General features: G+C 64.2%; 19 protein-coding genes. 14 read left to right on the forward strand and 5 right to left on the reverse strand.

Annotated elements, in window-relative coordinates; translation table 11 throughout:
• Positions 1 to 12: 12 nt before the first annotated feature.
• A complete protein-coding gene (locus IV500_RS10635; protein ID WP_196396787.1) occupies positions 13 to 1152 on the reverse strand; it encodes a GTP pyrophosphokinase in 1140 nt (379 codons plus the stop codon).
• A 167-nt stretch (positions 1153 to 1319) separates the two neighbouring features.
• On the opposite strand from IV500_RS10635, the gene IV500_RS10640 reads away from it, so the two are divergent.
• Genes IV500_RS10640 through IV500_RS10655 form a run of 4 tightly spaced genes read left to right on the forward strand, consistent with a single transcriptional unit; the run spans position 1320 to position 4499 of the window.
• Positions 1320 to 2075: a glutamine amidotransferase gene (locus IV500_RS10640; RefSeq protein ID WP_196396788.1), complete on the forward strand. Its 756-nt coding sequence runs from the start codon at positions 1320 to 1322 to the stop codon at positions 2073 to 2075.
• 13 nt (positions 2076 to 2088) lie between these two features.
• Positions 2089 to 2910 (forward strand): alpha/beta hydrolase, encoded by an 822-nt coding sequence (locus IV500_RS10645; protein WP_196396789.1) that lies wholly within the window; start codon positions 2089 to 2091, stop codon positions 2908 to 2910.
• Between the two features lie 9 nt (positions 2911 to 2919).
• Positions 2920 to 3936, forward strand: a complete 1017-nt coding sequence (locus IV500_RS10650) for a carbohydrate kinase family protein (RefSeq protein ID WP_196396790.1) — start codon at positions 2920 to 2922, stop codon at positions 3934 to 3936.
• On the forward strand, positions 3936 to 4499 hold the full coding sequence (locus IV500_RS10655) for a YbhB/YbcL family Raf kinase inhibitor-like protein (RefSeq protein WP_196396791.1): 564 nt from the start codon (positions 3936 to 3938) through the stop codon (positions 4497 to 4499). Before IV500_RS10650 ends, IV500_RS10655 begins: the two co-directional genes overlap by 1 nt.
• A gap of 97 nt (positions 4500 to 4596) precedes the next feature.
• Here the strand turns inward: IV500_RS10655 and IV500_RS10660 are convergent, their stop codons facing one another.
• On the reverse strand, positions 4597 to 5904 hold the full coding sequence (locus tag IV500_RS10660) for an MFS transporter (RefSeq protein ID WP_196396792.1): 1308 nt from the start codon (positions 5902 to 5904) through the stop codon (positions 4597 to 4599).
• Positions 5905 to 5918: 14 nt separating this feature from the next.
• Entirely contained in the window at positions 5919 to 7163 is a 1245-nt protein-coding gene (locus IV500_RS10665; RefSeq protein WP_196396793.1) for a M20 metallopeptidase family protein, read from the reverse strand.
• A 129-nt stretch (positions 7164 to 7292) separates the two neighbouring features.
• Here IV500_RS10665 and IV500_RS10670 point away from each other — a divergent pair, with 129 nt between their 5' ends.
• The 7 genes from IV500_RS10670 (at position 7293) to IV500_RS10700 (ending at position 14359) form a co-directional block, all read left to right on the forward strand.
• The gene (locus IV500_RS10670; protein WP_196396794.1) at positions 7293 to 8300 is read left to right on the forward strand and encodes an Lrp/AsnC family transcriptional regulator; all 1008 of its coding nucleotides are present in this window, start codon (positions 7293 to 7295) and stop codon (positions 8298 to 8300) included.
• Positions 8301 to 8370: 70 nt separating this feature from the next.
• Positions 8371 to 9642, forward strand: a complete 1272-nt coding sequence (locus IV500_RS10675) for an acyl-CoA dehydrogenase family protein (protein WP_196396795.1) — start codon at positions 8371 to 8373, stop codon at positions 9640 to 9642.
• The gene (locus IV500_RS10680; protein WP_196396796.1) at positions 9635 to 10777 is read left to right on the forward strand and encodes a phosphotransferase family protein; all 1143 of its coding nucleotides are present in this window, start codon (positions 9635 to 9637) and stop codon (positions 10775 to 10777) included. The genes IV500_RS10675 and IV500_RS10680 overlap by 8 nt, the downstream gene beginning before the upstream one ends.
• Before the next feature lie 58 nt (positions 10778 to 10835).
• Positions 10836 to 11648: an HAD family hydrolase gene (locus IV500_RS10685; protein ID WP_196396797.1), complete on the forward strand. Its 813-nt coding sequence runs from the start codon at positions 10836 to 10838 to the stop codon at positions 11646 to 11648.
• Between the two features lie 4 nt (positions 11649 to 11652).
• A complete protein-coding gene (locus IV500_RS10690) occupies positions 11653 to 12420 on the forward strand; it encodes a glycerophosphodiester phosphodiesterase family protein (protein WP_196396798.1) in 768 nt (255 codons plus the stop codon).
• A gap of 269 nt (positions 12421 to 12689) precedes the next feature.
• On the forward strand, positions 12690 to 12890 hold the full coding sequence (locus IV500_RS10695) for a hypothetical protein (RefSeq protein ID WP_196396799.1): 201 nt from the start codon (positions 12690 to 12692) through the stop codon (positions 12888 to 12890).
• Positions 12891 to 13249: 359 nt separating this feature from the next.
• Positions 13250 to 14359: a glycerate kinase gene (locus IV500_RS10700; RefSeq protein ID WP_196396879.1), complete on the forward strand. Its 1110-nt coding sequence runs from the start codon at positions 13250 to 13252 to the stop codon at positions 14357 to 14359.
• A gap of 67 nt (positions 14360 to 14426) precedes the next feature.
• Here the strand turns inward: IV500_RS10700 and IV500_RS10705 are convergent, their stop codons facing one another.
• Positions 14427 to 15761 (reverse strand): uracil-xanthine permease family protein, encoded by a 1335-nt coding sequence (locus tag IV500_RS10705; RefSeq protein WP_196396800.1) that lies wholly within the window; start codon positions 15759 to 15761, stop codon positions 14427 to 14429.
• 280 nt (positions 15762 to 16041) lie between these two features.
• Between IV500_RS10705 and IV500_RS10710 the strand changes: the two genes are divergently transcribed.
• Together IV500_RS10710 and IV500_RS10715 are read left to right on the forward strand one after the other, a co-directional pair.
• Entirely contained in the window at positions 16042 to 17136 is a 1095-nt protein-coding gene (locus tag IV500_RS10710; RefSeq protein WP_196396801.1) for a DUF2891 family protein, read from the forward strand.
• 25 nt (positions 17137 to 17161) lie between these two features.
• On the forward strand, positions 17162 to 18103 hold the full coding sequence (locus IV500_RS10715) for a cation diffusion facilitator family transporter (RefSeq protein WP_196396802.1): 942 nt from the start codon (positions 17162 to 17164) through the stop codon (positions 18101 to 18103).
• Between the two features lie 31 nt (positions 18104 to 18134).
• Here IV500_RS10715 and pgm read toward each other — a convergent pair whose 3' ends face one another.
• Positions 18135 to 19805: a phosphoglucomutase (alpha-D-glucose-1,6-bisphosphate-dependent) gene (gene pgm / locus IV500_RS10720; RefSeq protein ID WP_196396803.1), complete on the reverse strand. Its 1671-nt coding sequence runs from the start codon at positions 19803 to 19805 to the stop codon at positions 18135 to 18137.
• 143 nt (positions 19806 to 19948) lie between these two features.
• On the opposite strand from pgm, the gene IV500_RS21930 reads away from it, so the two are divergent.
• Positions 19949 to 20395 carry a DUF4190 domain-containing protein gene (locus IV500_RS21930; protein ID WP_196396804.1) on the forward strand — a complete coding sequence of 149 codons (447 nt, stop codon included), beginning with the start codon at positions 19949 to 19951 and terminating at the stop codon, positions 20393 to 20395.
• Positions 20396 to 20405: the final 10 nt, after the last annotated feature.

Here is a 20405-nt window from a genome sequence, read left to right on the forward strand (position 1 = left end):
ACTGTCGATATCTCAGTGCGACGACGGCGGCGAAGCAATACCTGATTGGCGATAGCGCGTCATTTGCTGGTAGCGCCGCTGCAGGCTTTCCCGGCGCGCCTTGTTTTCCAGATGTTTGGCATCCGGGCTCGCCGGCTCGGCAGTCAAATCAATATGTGCCGTGCCGAAGCGCCACAGCAGGAGATCATCCAGGAGCCTGTCGGGACCGGGAGAATACCTGTGGTCCAGCGCCTTGCGGACGTCGCTGATCGCCTGCGATTGCAGTACATCGACCAGTTCGATGGTCCGGACCAGGCCGTGGGCAGCGAGTAGCTCGGCTGCCCAGCCCCAGTCGTCGTCGGACTTCCTGTCCACATGCGGCAGCAGTGTCTGCCAGACCTCCTTGACCCGGTTGGGAGTCAGTGCGACGGCACCCTCACCTGCTTCATCCCAGAAATTAGTCACCGTTTCGTAGCGTTCTTCCAGCTCCGAGAACGCGGATTCCACGGTTTCCAGCATGGCCGCCGTTGCGGTGAATTGGCGATCAAAATAGGGGCTCCACGCCCTTCGGTCCTGGGCTTTGAACCGGATGTCGTGTTCGATCTCGCTCCACGCATGGGCAAAGACGGTACGGATCTGGCACTCAAAGAAGTAACTGCCGGTGGGCTTTGCTGATGGGTCCAGAACCCGCTGGTAATGCTTGACCACGTCATTTTGGATGCACCGCAGAATCAGGTGCCGGCTGGAATACCCGTAGGTACCTGATTCGATCGAGCCGATGTCCTTCTCCCGGTCTCCCCGGCAATCGAAGATGCTGCGCTGACGTTTGATCAGGTTGGCGGCCTCGGCGTTCTCCGCCGGCAGCGTGGTGATGACGCGTACCCCTACGATGTCCGTCAGGTTCCGCAGGGGCTCCGGGAACGCAAGTGCAGGCTCGGCTCCCGCCACGGGGGCCACCATCCGGGATGCCTTCTCCCGGAAGGATTCCAGGGATTTGGTCCGGCTGGTGACGAACAAAGGCGTGGTTGCGGAATCCTTGAAAATTTCCCGGATACTGGCTTCAACGTCCCACGTGACAAATTCCAGCTGGGAACGGACGCGCTCGTATTCGGCGACGCTGGCGGCGACGGCGGGCCGCAGCTGCTCAGCCAAACTTTCCCAATGGCTACTCATGCAGGTCTTGTCCGTTTCAAGTGCTGTCCCTTCCGGTACTTTCCAGTTAGCACCACGCTAGCAGCAGGGGCAGACAGCCCCGGTGTGTGCCGCTGACAAGGTCCTGCCTCGCACGCTGACAAGGTTCTGCCTCGCCCGCTGACAGTCGAGTCGGTAGGCTCGGCCGTATGACGGAAACCAGCAGGAGCACGAAGCCATTCCTGCTCCTGTCCACCCGCGCCGACGACGCAGCCGCCGACGACGAATACAACGCCTTCCTGCGCAGCGGTTCGCTCACCTCGTCGTCGCTGGTGCGCGTGCGGATGGAGTCGGGCCCGCTGCCGGCCCTGGAGCTGGACGATTACTCCGGCGTGCTGGTGGGCGGCAGCCCGTTCAATGCCAGCGACCCGGTAAGCCGGAAGAGCGCGGTCCAAGTGCGGGTCGAGGCGGAGCTCGCGGCTCTGTTGGATCTAATTGTGGCGGTCGACTTCCCGTTTTTCGGCGCCTGCTACGGGGTGGGAACGTTGGGAGTCCACCAAGGAGCAGTGATCGGACGACGTTTTGGCGAACCAATCGGGGCGGTGCAGGTGTCGCTGACGGAGTCCGGCGTGGTCGATCCGCTGCTGGCAGGACTGCCCGCCCAATTCCAGGCCTTCGTTGGTCATAAGGAGGCCTGTACGCAGCTGCCGCCGCATGCTGTATTACTAGCTTCTTCCGCCACCTGCCCGGTGCAGATGTTCCGGATCAAAAGCAACCTCTATGCCACGCAATTCCACCCGGAATTAGACGTGGCAGGGTTGCTGACCCGGATAAACGTATACCGGAATGCCGGGTACTTTCCGATCGATCAGCTTCAGCAGGTCCAGGCCCGGACCCGCACGGCATCCGTGGACCGGCCAGGAGAAATCATCGCGAACTTCGTCCGGCGCTATGCCCGACGCTAAATGGGAGGCAGCCATGCCAATACGGTACAGCTACGGCGCCGACCGCTCGCAGTACGCCGAGCTCTACCTGCCGTGCCAGCGGCGTTACGAAGGCGTAGTGGTGGTCATTCATGGCGGTTATTGGCGTTCGGCGTATACGGCAGAACTGGGAGCGCCAATAGCTGCAGACCTTGCCGCCCACGGCATCGTGGCCTGGAACCTTGAATACCGCAGGGCAGGTAAGGGAGGGGGATGGCCGCAGACTTTTGCGGACGTCAGCGCCGGGATCGACGCGCTCCGGCCAGTGGCTGCAGAGCACGCACTAAAGCTGGACTGCGTGGTTGCTTTGGGTCATTCGGCCGGCGGGCAGCTCGCCGTATGGGCGGCCGGACGGGACAAACTGCCGCCCGGTGCCCCGGGCTCTTACGCTGCTGCGGGTAAGCCAACGGGGCGAACAGTGGTGCCGCTGACCGCTGTCGTCAGTCAGTCCGGGGTACTGGATTTGCGCCAGGCCATGGAACTGAACCTCAGCGACGGCGCCGTCCGCAATTTCCTCGGGCGCTCGCCGGAGTCCAGCCCGGAACGGTACCGACTCGCGGATCCGCTGCAGCAGATTCCGCTTAAGGTCCCGGTGTACGCGGTAGCCGCCGCGGCGGACGTCACCGTCCCGCCGTCCCTCTCACGCGATTATGTTGCGTCCGCGCAGGTTGCCGGGGCGGTAGCCGAACTCATCCCGGTGCCGGGGGACCATTTTGACCTGATTGACGTCCGCAGCGAGGCCTTCGCGGTTTGCCGCAGCCTGGTCAGCTCGGCCCTGAGCCGCAGTTTTCCTGAGCCGCACGGGAATCTAACCTAGGCTAGGAGAATGCTGACTGTCATAGGTGAGGCCCTGATTGATGAAGTGGTGCACGGCACGCAGCCGCCGGTTCCGCATGTGGGTGGCAGCCCGATGAACGTGGCGGTCGGGTTGGCGCGGTTGGGGCACCCGGTGCAGTTTCTTGGCCGGTTTGGGCAGGACTCCTACGGCACGCTGATTTCGGCGCATTTGCATGAGAACTCGGTGCTGGTGCCGCTGCCGCCCGATCACGAGGCCACCAGTATTGCCCGCTGCACAGTAGACGACGACGGTGCCGCAAGTTACGCCTTCGAGCTCGCCTGGGATCTGCCCGGGCTTGCCGGCAAACTCGATTTCCTGTTCGAGGCGACCACCCTGCTGCACGCCGGTTCAATCGCTACCATGCTGCAGCCTGGAAGCGCCCAGGTGCTGAGGACCGTCCTGCAGGCAAGGCCGCGCGCCACGATTTCCTACGATCCAAACTGCCGCCCCAGCATCATCGCCGATGCAGCGTATGCCCGGGCGCAGGCGGAGGATTTTGTCCGGTTGGCGGATGTGGTCAAGGCCTCGGACGAAGACCTCGCTTGGCTGTATCCGGACCTCGATCCGTTGACCGCCGCGCGGAACTGGCTCTCCATCGGCCAGGGCGTGGTGCCGGACCACGGCGCAGCGGCGGACGGCGGCGGCCGGGGACCCGCCGTCGTCGTGGTGACCCGCGGTGCCCAGGGCCCGTGGGCGGTATGTGCAGCAGGTGAAGCGCAGGTCGCGGTTCCCATGACTGCCGTGGTGGACACAGTAGGAGCAGGGGATTCCTTCATGGCCGCTCTGCTGTCCGCGCTGGTGGACCGGGAGCTCGATGGCGCCCAGCGACGGGATAGTCTTCATTCGCTCAGCGCCGAGGATCTCCGGCAGCTGCTGCGCTATGCCGCTGCGGCGGCGGCGATCACTGTCTCCCGCGCCGGGGCCAATCCGCCGTCGCGCGAAGAGCTTCATACCCGAATTGCGGCGGGCAACGAAAAGACAGGCAACGAGAAAAGGAAACCCTGATGTCAGCAAATTATCAGTACGACCCGTATGCGCTTCTGCCCGAAACCAGCAGCTTTACCGTAAGCAGTGAATCCATGGCCGACGGCCAAACGCTGCCAATAGCGCAGGTCAGCGACGGTGCCGGTGGTGAAGACATGTCGCCGCAACTTTCCTGGAGCGGCTTTCCCTCCGGCACGAAGAGCTTCGCCGTGACGATGTTCGATCCGGACGCGCCCACGGCCAGCGGCTTTTGGCATTGGGCGGTGTGCGACATTCCTGTTACCGTCACATCCCTGGCGGCGGGCGCCGGGAGCGGGGACGCAGACGGTACAGACGCCGACAGCGACAATGGACAGGGGCTGCCGGCAGGGGCATTAACACTGAAGAACGACGGCGGCATAGCCGGGTTTGCGGGCGCAGCCCCGCCGCCAGGTCATGGACCGCACCGCTATATGGTGGTGGTGCATGCCGTGGACGTGCCGGAGCTGGGCCTGTCACCTGATGCCTCGCCGGCCTCGCTCGGCTTCAATCTGTTCTCCCACACGCTGGGCAGGGCGCGGATCACGGGAACCTTCGGCCGCTGACGTCTCAGGGCCGGGATGCCGACGGCGAGTGACGCCGTCGGCATCCCGACCCTCCGGACCGCCGTCGGCATCCCGACCCTCCGGATGCTGGCCCTCCTTAGACGCTGACGGATTCGTTGAGGTCTTTGCCCATGGTTTCGGGGATGGTGAAGACAAAAACGGCGCTGATCAACAGCAGGGCCACGGCGTAGAAATTGAACATTTGGGCCAGATGGATGGAGCCCAGCCACGACTGCAGGTACGGTGCCGTGCCGCCAAAGACGGCGACGCAGATGGAGTAGGGAACTCCCACTCCCACGGTGCGGATGCTGGTGGGGAACAACTCAGCGTAGACGGCGGGCACAATCGCGGCGCTGCCGGCGATGAAGATGAGCATCACCGACATGCTCACTGCCAGCTGCCACGGCTGGTCCTTGAGCAGCCAGGTCATCGGGAAGTGCAGGACGGCGCCGCCAATGGCGCTGGTCAGCAACACCTTTTTGCGGCCGATCCGGTCCGACAACCGGCCCCAGAACGGCAGGACGGCGATGAATACGAGGTTGCCAATGACGCTGGCCCATAGTGCCGAACCGCGGTCCATGCCCAAGTCTGTGGCTGCATGGCTTGGCGCTACGACGCCCCAGATGTAGTAAACGACGGTCAGGCCCACTGTCAGCCCGATCACCTGGCCGGCTTGCTTGCGGTAGCGCACAATCTGCGGCCAGATTGGGGCACGCTTGGCGTTGGCGTCCTCGTCGATAAAAACTTCCGACTCGTGCAGCCGGGAGCGCATGTACAGCGCGTACAGGCCCATCGCGGCACCAACGGCAAACGGTACGCGCCAGCCCCAGGCCTGCATATCCGCCTTGGAGAGCATTAGGGTCATGACGGCGCCGAGCAGCGTCCCGAACAGGATGCCACAGGTGCCGGAGGTGTAGATGAGTGTTGCCCAGAGGCCACGCTTTTCCTTCGGCGCCATTTCGGACAGGTACGTCTGCGACGACGGCAGCTCGCCGCCGTGGGCCAGACCCTGCAGCAGACGGGCCACCAGCAACGTCAGCGAGGCGAAGGCGCCAACAGATCCATAGGTTGGCGCGACTGCGATCAGCAGACTGCCAACCGATGCGAGGCCGACGGCGAGCGTCATGGAGGATTTGCGGCCGATTCGGTCGCCAATCCAACCGAACAGGAACCCGCCGAACGGCCGGGCAATGAAGCCGACGGCGAAAATCGCCAGCGTTGACAGCACTGCCGACGTTTTGTCCGCCGGATTGAACAACGCCCCGGCCAGGAACGGGGTAAAGGTCGCGTAAACGGCCCAGTCGTACCATTCGACGGCATTTCCGATGCCGGTGCCGAGCAGGGTGCGCCACAGCTTCGGCGTACCGGAGGCCGTCGCGGTCTTGGGGTTGATTGAGGTTGTCATCTGGGTCTCCGGAATTAGTTGTCGACGCTGGTGGGCGCCGGTTGCGTGCCCGCGAGGGAGGCCAGCCGGCTGACGGCCAGCTCGGCGTAGAGGGCGGCACCATCGGTAAGGACGTCGTCATCGAAGGTCGCATAGGGGGAGTGGTTGAACGCCGTGCTGTTGTAGTCCTGCCCGGGCGCAACGGCGCTGAGGCCGATGAACGTTCCGGGGACGGCGGCCATGACATGGGAGAAGTCTTCCGAGCCGCTGATCGGGGTTGCCATCCGGGTCAGCCGTTCCGAGCCGAACATCTCCGTGATTACGCCCTCAGCCCTTTCGGTCTCGCCCACGTCGGTGATGCTGACAGGGTATTCGGTTTGATAGTCAACATCTACTTCCAGGCCATGGGCGGCCGCGATGTTCTTCACCAGGCGCGGCACGGACAGGCGCATCTTGTCTCGGGATTCTTCCGAAAACGTCCGGATGGTGGCCTCAAAGTGCGCGGTTTCCGGGATGACGTTGCGCTTGGTGCCGGCTTGCAGTAACCCTACTGTTAGCACTACCGGGTCGAACATGTTGAATTGTCGGGTGATCATCACCTGCAGGGCCGTGACGATTTCCGCCACTGCGGTAACCGGGTCCTTGGCAGCGTGCGGGGCAGACCCATGGCCGCCGGCACCGAGGACGGTGACCACTAAACCATCGGAGGCGCTCATGATGACGCCGGTTTTGGTGCAGAACTGGCCGTGCGGAGCCAAACCGGCGAACACGTGCATGCCGAACGCGGCATCGACGCGGCGGCCCGCGGCATCCAGGACGCCCTCACGGATCATGACCGAGGCGCCGTCCAGGCCCTCTTCTCCCGGTTGGAACATGAGTACAACGTCGCCTGGCAGTTGGTCCCGCTGGTCTGCCAGGAGGGTGGCCGCTCCGGTGAGCATTGCGGTGTGGAGGTCGTGGCCACAGGCGTGCATGGCGCCCTCGACTCGCGAGCTGAACTCAACGCCGCTGCGTTCCTGCACGGGTAGGGCATCCATGTCCGCGCGGAGCAGGACGATTGGCTTCCGAGCGGACTGGCCGTCGGCCCCAGCGCCCCCGCGCAGCACAGCGGTCACCGAGGTGGTGTCCGTGCCGAGGGAAATCTCGTAGCCGAGGCCATCGAGGGCCGTCAGGACGCGTTCCTGGGTGCGCGGCAGGTGCAGCCCGATCTCCGGTTCCATGTGCATTTCGTGACGGAACCGAATCAGGTCCCCGGTGAGGTCTTGTGCAGTAAGGGTCATGTGTACTCCTGTGAAATGTATGTCCTTCAAGTCTGAAGTGATTTGACTCACGGTCACTTATATCCCTGAAAATATGCAAATCTTCGATTCAAGAAGACATTTATATGCATCGCCTGCAATGATCGTTGAATGGAACGCCAGACTCTGCTAAGCGAGGAGGATCTGGCCCTGATCCACGCGCTCCAAATTGCGCCGCGGGCGGGGTGGGTGGAGGTGGCGGCTGTGCTGGGCGTTCATCCCACGAGTCTGGCCGCGCGATGGGAGCGACTGAGAGCCTCGGGCCTCGCCTGGATTACAGGTCACCGAACCGGTGACCCGCAGACGGTGTCGTTGGCATTCATCGGGGTGGATTGCGTCATGGTGGACCAGTCGCGCGTCGTGGAGGCGCTCTGCGCCGTGCCGGAGATAATTACCGTGGAACAGACTGCCAGCAGCCATGCGCTCATGTTGACCGTGGTCACGGAATCGATGGCCCAGCTCAGCACGGAGGTTATCCCCAGTATCCGCGCCATCCACGGTGTGCTGGGCTACGAGACTTCGCTGTGCACCCGGCAACACCAAAACGGCAGTTCGTGGCGGCTGAACGTGCTGAGTCGGGCCCAGCAGCAAAAGATGCAGTCGCTGGCCCGGATTGATTACTCAGACGGGCAGCTTCCCCAAAGTCATTTGGATTTGCTGCCGTTCCTTGCGGCCGACGGCCGGGTCACGGCTGCGCAGATCGCCCGGGCCCTGGGGCGAACTGCAGCAACTGCGCAGCGACAGCTCAATCGTGTTCTGGCCTCACATATTCTCTCCCTCCGGTGTGAAATCGCGCAAAGCCTCTCGGGTCTCCCGGTCACCTGTCAATGGTTCGTCAAGGTTCCGCCCGGACAGCATGAGGCCGCAGCGGCCACGCTGCGGCGGCTGCGCAATGTCAGGTTCAGCGCGTCGACCACGGGGCAGAGCAATTTCACCGTCATCATGTGGCTTAACTCAGTTGCTGACGTCATGGATGTGGAACTTACCCTGCAACAGAACATCCCCGGCATAGAGCTCCGGGACAGCGTGGTGATGCTTGCTTGCACCAAGCGCGTGGGCTGGATGTTGCGCCCAGACGGCACGGCCGCGGCTGTGGTGGGCGGGGCCGAGCCGAGATAGGCAGCTCAGCGCGGGAGGTACGGTATACCGGGCTCTATTGATTGTCGGTATTGGGCCATAAGGTGGCGACATGGACTTTTCCCTCTCCCCGCGTGCCGCAGACCTCTGCGAACGGGTGGCCTCGTTCATCGACACCGAGATTGTTCCGGTGGAGCAGGAGTACGAGGATAGTCTCGCGGAGGCCCGAGTCGCCGGGCAGCAGTGGCGTCCGCTGCCTCTTCTCCACGCGCTGCAGGCCGCGGCGCGCGAACAGGGTCTGTGGAACCTGTTCCTTCCCTCCGGGTGCGAGGAGGCGCTGGGTTCGCGTTATCTGCCTCGCGGTGGTGCAGGGCTGAGCAACACGGATTACGCACCCATCGCGGAGCAGACCGGGCGATCCTTTCTCGCGCCAATGGTTTTCAACTGCAACGCCCCGGACAGCGGAAACATGGAGGTGCTGATCAAGTACGGCTCCGCCAGGCAACGTGGGGAATGGCTGGATCCGCTGCTGGACGGTCGGATCCGCAGCGCATTCGCGATGACAGAGCCCGCCGTGGCATCCTCGGACGCGACCACCCTGGAGACCACGGCTACCGTCGCCGGGGACCAGGTGACGGTGAACGGTCGCAAGTGGTGGTCCACCGGCGTCGGGCATCCGGATTGCGAGATCCTGCTGGTGATGGCTTTGACGGATCCACAGGCTCCGCGGCATGCCCGGCATTCGATGGTCCTGGTCCCGCGCAGCACCGCAGGGGTGAGGGTGGAGCGGATGCTGCCCACCATGGGAATTTACGATGAGCCCGGCGGGCACGGTGAAATCTCCTTTACGGACGTGCGCGTTCCGCTAACCAATGTCATTGCCGGGCCGGGCCAGGCCTTTGCCATTGCGCAGGGCAGGCTGGGCCCGGGCCGGGTGCACCATTGCATGCGGCTGATCGGGCTGGCCGAAAGGGCCCTGGAGCTTGGCTGCCGACGGGCTCTGAGTCGGAGTGCGTTCGGCAAGCCGCTGGCGGATCTGGGTGGAAACCGGGAGCGCATCGCCGAGGCCCGGATGAGTATCGATCAGGCTCGGCTGCTGGTGCTGCACGCCGCATGGCTGCTGGACACCCGGGGCCCGGGCGCCGCCGTTGCCGAGGTCAGCCAGATTAAGGCGGTAGTCCCGAAAATGGCGCAACAGGTGATTGACATGGCCATTCAACTGCACGGCGGCGCAGGCCTGTCCGACGATTTTCCGCTCGCTGCGGCCTGGACGCACGCCCGTGCGCTTCGGCTGGCCGATGGTCCCGATGAGGTGCACAGCGGCGTCGTCGCGAGCCATGAGCTGGGTAAATACCGGCCGAAAAGGGGAACGGCGGATGAGTGAGCCCGAGGGTGCCCGCGCCGTACGTGCCGAAGACGCGTTCGATGTCGCCGCCGTCGCCCATTGGTTGAAGCGGGAGGCCGGCGCGCACCGGGGAAACCGGCGCGGACCCGTGATGCAGGGACTGGACGGCCTTCCGGAGGTCCGGCAGTTCGCTGGCGGGGCGTCAAACCTGACGTATTTGCTGCGCTATCCGCAGCGGGACGTGATCCTGCGGCGTCCCCCGGCCGGCAGCAAGGCCCGCAGCGCCCACGATATGCGCCGTGAATTCACCATTCAGCGCCAGCTCAAGCCGGTGTTTGGCTACGTGCCGGAGATGATCGCTTTTTGCGACGACCCGGCCGTGATCGGGTCCGACTTCTATCTGATGGAGCGGCTGGAGGGGACAGTTCTGCGTAGGGACCTGCCCGCCGGGATGACGTTGACGCCGGAGCGGGCGCGGAGACTGTGCACCGATTTACTGGATCGCCTTCTCGAACTGCACGCGGTGGATGCCCAGGAGGTAGGGTTGGGCGGCTTGGGTCGGGGTGATGGCTATGTGGCGCGCCAAGTCCGGGGCTGGACCAGCCGGTATGTCGCGGCGAAGACCGAGGACGTTGGCGGATTTGAGCCGGTGATGGCTTGGCTGGACGCACGGCAGCCGGCAGACTCGGGCAACTGTGTGATTCACAATGACTTTCGGCTGGACAATATTGTCCTGTCGGCGCCGTGGCCGCAAGGGCAAGGGCAGGGGCAGGCGGGGAGGCAGGCGCAGCCGGCGGTGGTGGGCATCCTGGACTGGGAAATGGCCACGCTTGGGGACCCGCTGATGGATCTGGGCGGAGCGCTGGCATATTGGGTCCAGGCCGACGACGACGAGGTCGTCCAGAGCCTGCGCCGCCAGCCCACTCACCTGCCGGGCATGCTGACGAGGGCCGAGGTGGTGGAGTATTACGCGGCGCGAACGGGGCTGTCCACGCCGGACGCGGATTGGATTTTTTATGAGATTTTTGGCCTTTTTCGGCTGGCGGTGATCGCGCAGCAGATTTACTACAGGTACTTTCACGGGCAGACCACGAATGAGGCGTTTTCCCAGCTGCACCACGCAGTGCGCTATCTTGAGCGGCGCTGCCGGGGGCTTATTGCTGCAGCGGGCTGAGCGCCCTGTGCCTGACCGGCTCGCTGATCCCCGGCAGGTCATCCGATAACCTTTGAGCATGCGGTTAATTGCCAGCGACATCGATGGAACGATCCTTGGTCACGACGGGAAAATCAGCCCCCGTACGATCCGGGCATTCCGGGCCGCCGAGGATGCCGGGGTGGAAATCGTCTTCGTCACCGGACGCCCGCCGCGTTGGCTGGACCCATTGCGCGAGCAGATCGGCCATACCGGAACGGTCATTTGCTCCAATGGGGCGGTGGTCTATGATCTGGTCAGCGAACGGGTGACCTCGTCCCACCTGCTGCCGCTGGCGTCGATACTGCGGGCCCGGGAGATCATCAAGGATCTGGTCCCGGATGCGGCCTTCGCGGTGGAGACGCTGGAAGGGTTCCAGCTGGAACCGGGTTTCCTGGAGCCCGGGACTGTGGACCTGCTGGCCAAGGTAACCCCGGCTCCGCTGCGGGAAACTGTCACCGCCAAATCCGAAGTGGTTAAATTCCTCGCCGTTACCCGGGACAGCACCGCTGACGCTTTCCTGGCCCGGGTCCGTCCTTCGGTGGACCGGCTGCTGGCAGTGACACATTCGGCCGCAGCCACCGCCATGCTGGAAATGGGGCCGCACGGCATTAATAAGGCGGTGACGCTGGCGGAATACGCTGCGTCCCGCGGCATTGAGGCGCGTGACGTCGTGGCGTTCGGGGACATGCCAAACGACATAGAAATGTTGCGCTGGGCGGGCGCCGGCTATGCAATGGCCAGCGGGCACGAGCGTGCGCGGGCAGCCACGGCGCTGCACGCCCCTGATTTTTCCGACGACGGCGTAGCTCAGGTTCTGGAGGCACGGCTCGCCGGGCTGGCGAAGGCGTGAGCGCGTGGTCAAGCCGTTTTTAGCATCCGACGTCCCCGCGGCCTTCGCACACCGCGGCTTTTCCCGGCGTGGTCTGGAGAATTCGCTTCCGGCTTTCCGCGCTGCCGTCGAGCTTGGCTTTAGTTACGTGGAGACGGATGTGCACACCACGGCGGACGGCGTGCTGCTGGTTTTCCACGACTCCACTTTGGCGCGCGTCACCGATGGGGCGGGTGAAATCAGCGCGCTGACGGCGGAGCAGGTGTCGCGGGCGCGGATCGGCGGCAAAGAGGCCATTCCAACCTTTGCCGAGCTGGTGGCGGCCCTTCCCGGCATCCGGATGAATCTGGATGTCAAAGACGCCGGATCGGCCCCGGCGCTGGCCGCGGCAATCGAGGAATTCGGGCTGCATGAGAGAGTCTGCGTGGCCTCATTCTCCGATCGGCGCCGACGCGCTGTGCTCAAAAGGCTCTCCCGTCCGGTGACCAGTTCCGCCGGCAGGAGCCTGCTCGCGGCGTTCATTTTTCTCGGACCGTGGCTGCCGCACCCGCTGCTGCGCCGGATTCTGCGGGATGTGGACTGCATCCAGGTGCCGGTGCGCTACCGCGGCATCCGCGTGGTTACCGGCAAATCTGTGGCCACGGCCCACGCCCTGGGGCTTAAGCTGCACGTCTGGACCATCAATGACCCGGCGCAGATGCACGCGCTGTTTGAACTCGGCGTGGACGGCATCATGACTGACCGGGCAGACCTGCTCGCTGAGGTCATGCGGGAGCGCGGCTACTGGGACTGAGGCTGTACGGCTTGCCGGATCCGATGGTCCGCATCCCGCCAGGTTGGCTGGATGCGGGTTCATATCTCGTCAACGGTCGCTGACTGCCGTCTCGCTGCGACCTAAGCGGCAGATAGTGCCCGTTCGCCTAGTGCCCGTTCGCCCAGTGCCCGCTGGCCCAGTGCCCGTTCGCCCAGTGCCCGTTGGCCCAGGGTTTAGGGCTGCGCCGCACTTCAAGCTCCCCTGTGGATAGCGTAAAGGAGGATCACGGACGGGTCCACACTTAGGCCATGCGCGTGCCCGCGGAACTGCCGAAGCCCCTTGATGCCCGGCTGAGCCTGCGACGCTTACGCGCTGGCGATCTCGTTAGGGTGGCACCGGGTGTCCGGCTGCCTTCGTCTCTTGCCATCGAACTCGTCGAACTCGTCGAACTCGGCAGGGCGTACCAGCCCGCAGTCCGCGACGGCGTGCTCTTGCTCAAACGCCAGTAACCTGTCAGCACACTCATTAAGTTGAGCGCTGCCGCCGCCGGGCGGGGCTGCCGGAACCAGCGATCAACGTGGCTGTAAGCGACTGCGATGGCAGGCATGTGGAGACACCGGCCATGACCTATGAAGAATATCGGCTCGCCCTTCAATACGACGGTGGCCATCACATCACGGAATACCAGCGACGCTGGGACATCAGCCGTGATGAACGCATCATTGATCTCGGCTGGCGCGTGCTCAAGTTTACCCAGCATGATCTGGACAGGCCGCAGGACACCGAGCCGAAGGCCATTTCCAGGACTAGGGCTGCCCTGCTCCAACGGGGTTCGTTGAGTGCTCGGCTAGCTGGCAGGATGGGAGCCATGCGGATTCTGATTGCACCGGATAAGTTCAAGGGCACCCTGACGGCGGCCGAGGCGGCGGCGGCGATGGCCGAGGGGGCGCTGCGCGTCTATCCCGAAGCGACGGTGACCCTACTTCCGATGGCCGACGGGGGCGAGGGGACCTTGGAGGCCGCGCTCGCCGCCGGGTACGACGAGAGGCTCAATGCCGTGGTGGGCCCGATCCTCAAACCCGTTGGAGCGGTCTGGGCGATTAAAGGGACGACGGCGGTCATCGAGACCGCGCAGGCCAGCGGCTATCTGCTCTGCGAACCGACACGGGAGAACGCCCTGCGCGCCCACTCCTATGGCTGCGGACAGCTGATTGCCGCGGCCCTGGATGCCGGTGCCACGGAGATCATCCTCGGTCTTGGTGGTTCGGCTATGACCGATGCCGGCACCGGGGCGCTGCGTGCGCTGGGACTTCAGCTGCTGGACGCCCGCGGAAAGCTGGTACCGCTCGGCGGAGGATCACTGGCCGACGTTGCCGCCATTGATGCGGCAGGGCTGGACCCGCGGCTGGCTACGGCCCGGATCCGACTGGCCGTGGACGTGGACAACGTGCTCTACGGCCCCAACGGTGCCGCGCATGTGTTTGCCCCGCAGAAAGGCGCCGATCCTCAGGACGTCGAACTGCTCGACGCGGGGTTGCGGCACCTGGCCTCCGTGGTTCGATCTGCCACGGGTACTGATATCAACATCCCGGGAGCCGGCGCGGCCGGCGGCTTCCCGTCGTCGTTCCTGGCCTATTCACGGGCAGACATTGAGGGAGGTTTTGCGCTCGTCGCCGAGCTGACATCGCTGGCCGGCGCGCTGGCGGAGGCTGATCTGGTGATCACCGGTGAAGGATCGCTGGACATGCAGTCGCTTTCCGGCAAGGCCCCGATTGGCGTTGCCGATGCCGCCAACGCGCGTGGACTGCCCGTCGTCGTTGTGGCCGGGCGGATCGAAGTGACACCGGCGCAACTGGCCGAACACGGGGTGGTAGCGGCGGCAAGTGCTGCGGAGGTGGCCCGCTCGGGGGAGGAAGCACAGCTGCACGCGGCCCGGTATGTCGCACTGGCCACCGCCGAAGCGCTGAACGGTGTCTGACCCAACTGGGTAGCAGCAGATGCACCCAAATCGCGGAATGAGTGCATCTGCTGCTACCCAGTTGGGACTAGATTTCCGCGCCGCGGGAGTCCGGGCCCAGCGCGTCCGGGGCACCGGTTTCCGGTTCGCGCGGATCCGGCGCCGTCCCGCGCCAGCGGGCCAGCGCGCTCATGCCGTGGTAAATCACCAGCGCAGCGGCCGTGCCCAGGGCAATGCCGGCGAACTGCAGGTCTCCAACGCTCCAGGTGTAGTCCGCAATTCCCACCACCAGCGCGACGGCGGCGGTCGTGAGGTTGATCGGGTTGGAGAAGTTGACCTTATTCTGCACCCAGATCCGCACGCCCAGCACGCCGATCATGCCGTACAACATGGTGGCAGCGCCGCCGAGCACTCCCGGCGGCACGGTGGCAATGGCGGCGCCAAACTTAGGACAAAAGCTCAGCAGCAGGGCCGCAAATGCTGCGACCCAGTAGGCTGCGGTGGAGTAGACCCGTGTTGCCGCCATGACGCCAATATTTTCGGCGTAGGTGGTGGTACCGGACCCCCCGCCAAGGCCGGCGAGGGTTGTGGCTACGCCGTCGGCGATCAGGGCGCGTCCGGCCAGCGGATCCAGGTTCTTCCCGGTCATCAGGGCCACGGATTTCACATGGCCGATGTTCTCCGCAACCAGCACCAGAACCACCGGCACGAAGAGGCCGACGACGGCAAGATGGAATTCCGGCAGGTGAAAGGGCGGCAGGCCGATCCACGAGGCGGTATTGATGCTGCCAAAATCCACTTCCCCCCGCAGCACCGCGGCAACGTAACCGACCAGCACGCCGACCAGGATGGACAGCCGGCCCAGAATCCCGCGGAACAGCACGCTGACCAGCAAAATAACCACCAGCGTAATCAGCGCTGTGACGGGCGCTTTGTCAAAATTACCCTTGGCCGCCGGTGCCAGGTTCAGCCCGATCAGCGCCACAATTGTCCCGGTCACGGCCGGCGGCATGACCAGATTGATCCATGCCGCGCCGAAGCGCTGCACCAGCAGGCCGATCGCCGCCAGGACCACGCCGGCCATGACCACACCGCCCAGCGCCCCACCGATGCCGAACTCACTCTGGGCCGCGGTGATGGGAGCGATGAATGCAAAGCTGGACCCTAAATAGCTGGGAATCCGGCCGGCGGTAATGATCAGGAATAAGACGGTGCCAATGCCGGAGAAGAATAAGGTGGTGGCCGGGGGCATGCCGGTAAGGATCGGCACCAAAAAAGTGGAGCCAAACATGGCGACGACGTGCTGGAGTCCAATCCCGGTGGTCCGGGGCCAGCTCAGTCGTTCGTGCGGGCCCACGACGTCTCCGGGCTTGATGGTCTTGCCGTCACCATGGACCGCCCATGTGGTACCGAGGGTGTTCATCTGTGGTTTCTCCCTGCGCCGTTGATCAGACCTGCCGCTGACCGAAGCTAAGAATACCTGCCCCGGCACCCGCCGGTTTACTCGCGCAGCGCCAGCGCCAAGTGATCTCTGCGGTCAGCGAGGTACTGGCTTATCATTTGCCGCCGGCCGTTTCGACGGGACCGGGCTGCAGTGCTTGGATATCTGACGGTTGCGCAATGCAGGACGCCAGGAATGCCCGACTCATGCCGGCAGCAATATCCTGATCATGTTCCTTTCCGGCTTCTCACGATAGGCAGCAATGGATTTCACCGATTCCGCACTAGAGGCTCTAAAGGATCAGCTGGCCCCGGTCTATGCCGGCATTGTGCTGACCAATCTGCTGCAGAAGTACCCCTACCATCTGCAGCATCTGGTGCAGGAGGTCCGGGACGTTACAGCCCCGGAACGGCTGTACCCTGCTTTTCACACCTCCTATGACTGGCACTCCTGCGTGCATATGCACTGGTTGGGCGTCCGGCTGCTGGCTCATGGCCTGCCCGCAGAGCAGGAGAGCGCACTGCGTGGGCTGTTCAACGCGAATCTGACAGCGCCGAATCTGGCAGTGGAGGCGGCGTACATCCGCGGGCACCGCACGTTCGAGCGGCCCTACGGCTGGGCCTGGGCGGCGCGGCTAGCCGCTGCCTGTGGAATGTTCGACGACGGCGACGCCAACCGGTGGCGCGCGGCTCTGGAGCCGCTGGTGGCAGCCATCTATGCCAATGCCGCCCATTGGGCGACCTCGATTGAGCATCCCGTCCGGCACGGAGTCCACTCCAACACGGCTTTTGGCCTTGCCCTGTTGATTTCTGCCGCCCGGGACATGGGCCGGGCGGCCGACGCTAAATTGCTGAGTACGGCGGCGTTACGCTTCTTCGGCACGGACCGGAACTGGGCGTCGGAATGGGAAATGAGCGGCCAGGATTTCCTCTCCGCCGGGCTGGCGGAGGCGGATCTGCTGGCCAGAGTGCTGCCCGCAGGAGAGTTCCGAACCTGGTTCAACAGCTTCCTGCCGGACCTGCGTGATTCTAATCCGATCCTGATCCCGTCCATCGTGACGGACCCGTCCGACCCGCAAATGGCCCACCTGGACGGTCTCAATCTCTCCCGCGCCGGAGCGCTGCTGCGGATCAGCACCGCCCTGGGGATCAGCACGGCACTGGGGATCAGTACAGCACCGGGGCGCAGCGCAGCTGAACCGGCAGCCGAAATGGCGGCAGATCAGCTGCCGGTTCTCCGCCGAGGCGCGCAGTCTCTGCTGGAGGCGGGTTTGCCGGCGGTGATGACAGAGGAGTACGTTTCCTCCCATTGGCTGGCTTCCTTCGCCTGGGATGCCCTGGCGGTCGCCGCGTCCTGAGTTGCCCCGCCCGTAGGATTGAAACATGTCAGGACACGAGCAACCGCAGGCGCAGGGCCAGGGGCATTCACACGGCGCAGCCGGCTCGCACCAGGGCCGGCTGGCCGTGGCCCTGGGGATCACGGTGCTGGTCTTTGTCCTCCAATTGATCGGCGCGTGGCTAACCGGTTCACTGGCGCTGCTCTTCGACTCCGCACACGTCCTGACGGATGCTGCCGGGCTGGGGATGGCGCTGCTGGCCGCCCGGTTGGCGGTGCGGCCGGCCTCTGACCGCAGAACCTGGGGCTTTGCCCGTGCCGAGGTGCTGGCGGCGACGGCGCAGGCGGCAGTGCTGCTCGCCGTCGGCCTGGTGGTCCTGGTGGAAGGAATTGGGCGCCTGATCAATCCGACCCCGATCGCCTCCAGCGAGATGGCCGTCTTTGGCGCCATCGGTCTGGCCGGGAACATCATCTCGCTGCTGGTGCTGGCAGGCGGACGGGACCGGAATTTCAATATGCGTGCCGCCTTCCTTGAGGTGGTCAACGACGCACTGGGCTCGGTTGCTGTCATCGTGGCGGCCCTGGTGATTGGGCTGACCGGCTGGCTGCAGGCGGACGCGGTCGTGGCGATGCTGATCGGCGTGCTCATCCTGCCGCGGACCGTCAAGCTGCTGCTGGAGACGATCAGCGTTCTCCTGGAATCGACGCCGTCGGGCCTGGACCTGGGCAGCGTGCGGCAGCACATCCTGGAGGTTCCGCACGTGATCGCGGTGCACGATCTGCACGCCACCCAGATCGCCAGCGGTCTACCGGTGCTCACAGCCCATGTGGTGGTGGATGACGGCTGCTTCCATGATGGGCACGCGCCGCAGATGTTGGATCAGCTGCAGCAGTGCGTGGCAGGGCACTTCAAGATCAGCGTGGAGCACTCCACCTTCCAGCTGGAGCCTGCCGGTCACAGCCTGCATGAACATGGCGTCCATGGCTAGTCAGGCGTTATGGACCGGGGACCGGCGCGGGTCAGGCGATGACGCCGTCGACCAGGGCCTTGGCCTCCGCCTGCACCTGCTTGAGGTGCTCATCTCCCTTGAAGGACTCGGCATAAATCTTGTAGACATCTTCGGTGCCGGAGGGCCGCGCGGCGAACCAGGCATTGTCCGTGGTGACCTTCAGTCCCCCGATGGGTGCGCCATTCCCGGGCGCTTCGGTGAGTTTTGCGGTAATTTCCTCACCGGCGAGGGTTGTCGCGGTGACGTCTGCAGCGGAGAGCTTGCCTAACTTGGCTTTCTGCTCCCGGCTTGCCGCGGCATCGATGCGCGCGTACGACGGCGATCCAAAGCGGGCGGTCAGGTCACCGTAGTGCTGGGAAGGAGTTTTCCCGGTAACGGCCGTTATTTCCGAGGCCAGCAGGGCCAGCAGGATGCCGTCCTTGTCCGTGGTCCAGACGGAACCGTCCTTCTTCACGAACGACGCACCTGCGGATTCCTCCCCGCCGAAAACGCCTTCTCCGGAGAGCAGCCCGGGTACAAACCACTTGAATCCAACAGGTACTTCCATCAGCCCGCGGCCAAGATCCGCCGCGACTTTGTCAATGATCGACGACGAAACCAGAGTTTTGCCTACGCTGGCCGTTGCGGGCCATTGGGTGCGGTGCGTGTACAGGTATTGGATTGCAACGGCGAGGTAATGGTTCGGGTTCATCAGGCCGGCATCAGGGGTGACAATTCCATGCCGGTCGGCATCGGCATCGTTGCCGGTAGCAATGTCGAACCTGGCCTGGGCACCGGATGTACCGCCGTCGGGCACGATGGCCTTGATCAGGGACGCCATTGCGAACGGCGAGGAGCAATCCATCCGGATTTTCTCGTCCCAGTCCAGCGTCATGAAGGCCCACTGCGGATCAATGGTCGGGTTTACCACCGTGAGATTGAGATTGTGGCGCTCGCCGATCTCCCCCCAATAATCCACCGATGCCCCGCCCATCGGATCGGCGCCGATCCGTACCCCGGCGTTCCGGATGGCATCGAGATCGAGAATCGATGGCAGATCATCAACATAGCTGCTGAGGAAATCAAACTTTCCCGTTGTTTCCGCGATCAGTGCGTCGGCGAGGGGAGCGCGCCGAATTCCGTGCAGGCCGTTTTCCAGCAGCTCGTTGGCCCGGTTTGCAATCCATCCGGTAGCGTCCGAGTCTGCGGGACCTCCATGCGGGGGGTTGTACTTGAATCCTCCGTCTCCCGGCGGATTATGTGACGGGGTTACCACGATTCCGTCCGCCTGCCCGTCGCCGTGGCCACGGGTGCGGTTGTAGGTCAGGATGGCGTGCGAGACGGCGGGAGTGGGTGTGTAGCCGTGCCGGGCATCGACGAGCACCTGTACGCCGTATCCTGCCAGCACCTCCAACGCGGTGTTTTGCGCCGGCTCACTGAGCGCGTGGGTGTCCTTCCCCAGGAAGAGTGGACCGGTGATGCCTTGGCCCGCCCGGTATTCAATGATCGCTGCGGTAATGGCAGCGATATGTGCATCGTTAAAGGACGCCCGAAGGCTGGACCCCCGGTGGCCGGAGGTACCGAAGACAACTCGTTGACCGGGGTCGGTGAGATCCGGTGCGACATCGTAATAGGCGTCCAGAAGGGCGGTCAGGTCAACAAGGTCCGAAGGAAGGGCTACAGTGCCCGCGCGGCTAGACATGGTTCCAGCATGCCAGAATGAAGCCGTGATTGGCACTGCACGCCGGATATGTTGCTCATCGGGGTACGACACCTGGCCGGAAGTGAACTGCCCTACGATGATGACGACGGAAGATACTTTCCTCAGAACAGCAGGAGAGACCTATGACAGAACAGCCAGAACCATCCGGCCCGCAGCCGGATCAGCCGTTCGCCGCACCCGGACAGCGGCCCGGCTATGGCCAGCCCGCGCCGTATGGGGCGCCCGCGCCGTACAGCCAGCCCGCGCCGTATGGGGCGCCCGCACCCTATGGCCAGCCCGCGCCGTATGGTCAGCCGGGCTATTACGCCGCGCCGCCGTCGAAGGTTCTCAGCCTGACCAGCATGATCCTGGGTATCGCCTCATTCATCGGCTTTGGCTTTTTTATCCTGCCCCAGATCGCCGCGGTCATCACCGGGCACTTGGGCTTGAAAAAGGAACAGCCGCAGGGTAAAGGCTTCGCCATTGCCGGTCTGATTCTTGGTTATCTGACGCTTCTCGGATACGTCGCCTACTGGATCTTTGTGATCGTCTTAATAACTAATGCAGCAAACACTTCGAGCTATCCGTAGCGCCGTCCGG

This window comes from Arthrobacter terrae, assembly GCF_015708085.1.
GTDB classification, from domain to species: domain Bacteria; phylum Actinomycetota; class Actinomycetes; order Actinomycetales; family Micrococcaceae; genus Arthrobacter_M; species Arthrobacter_M terrae.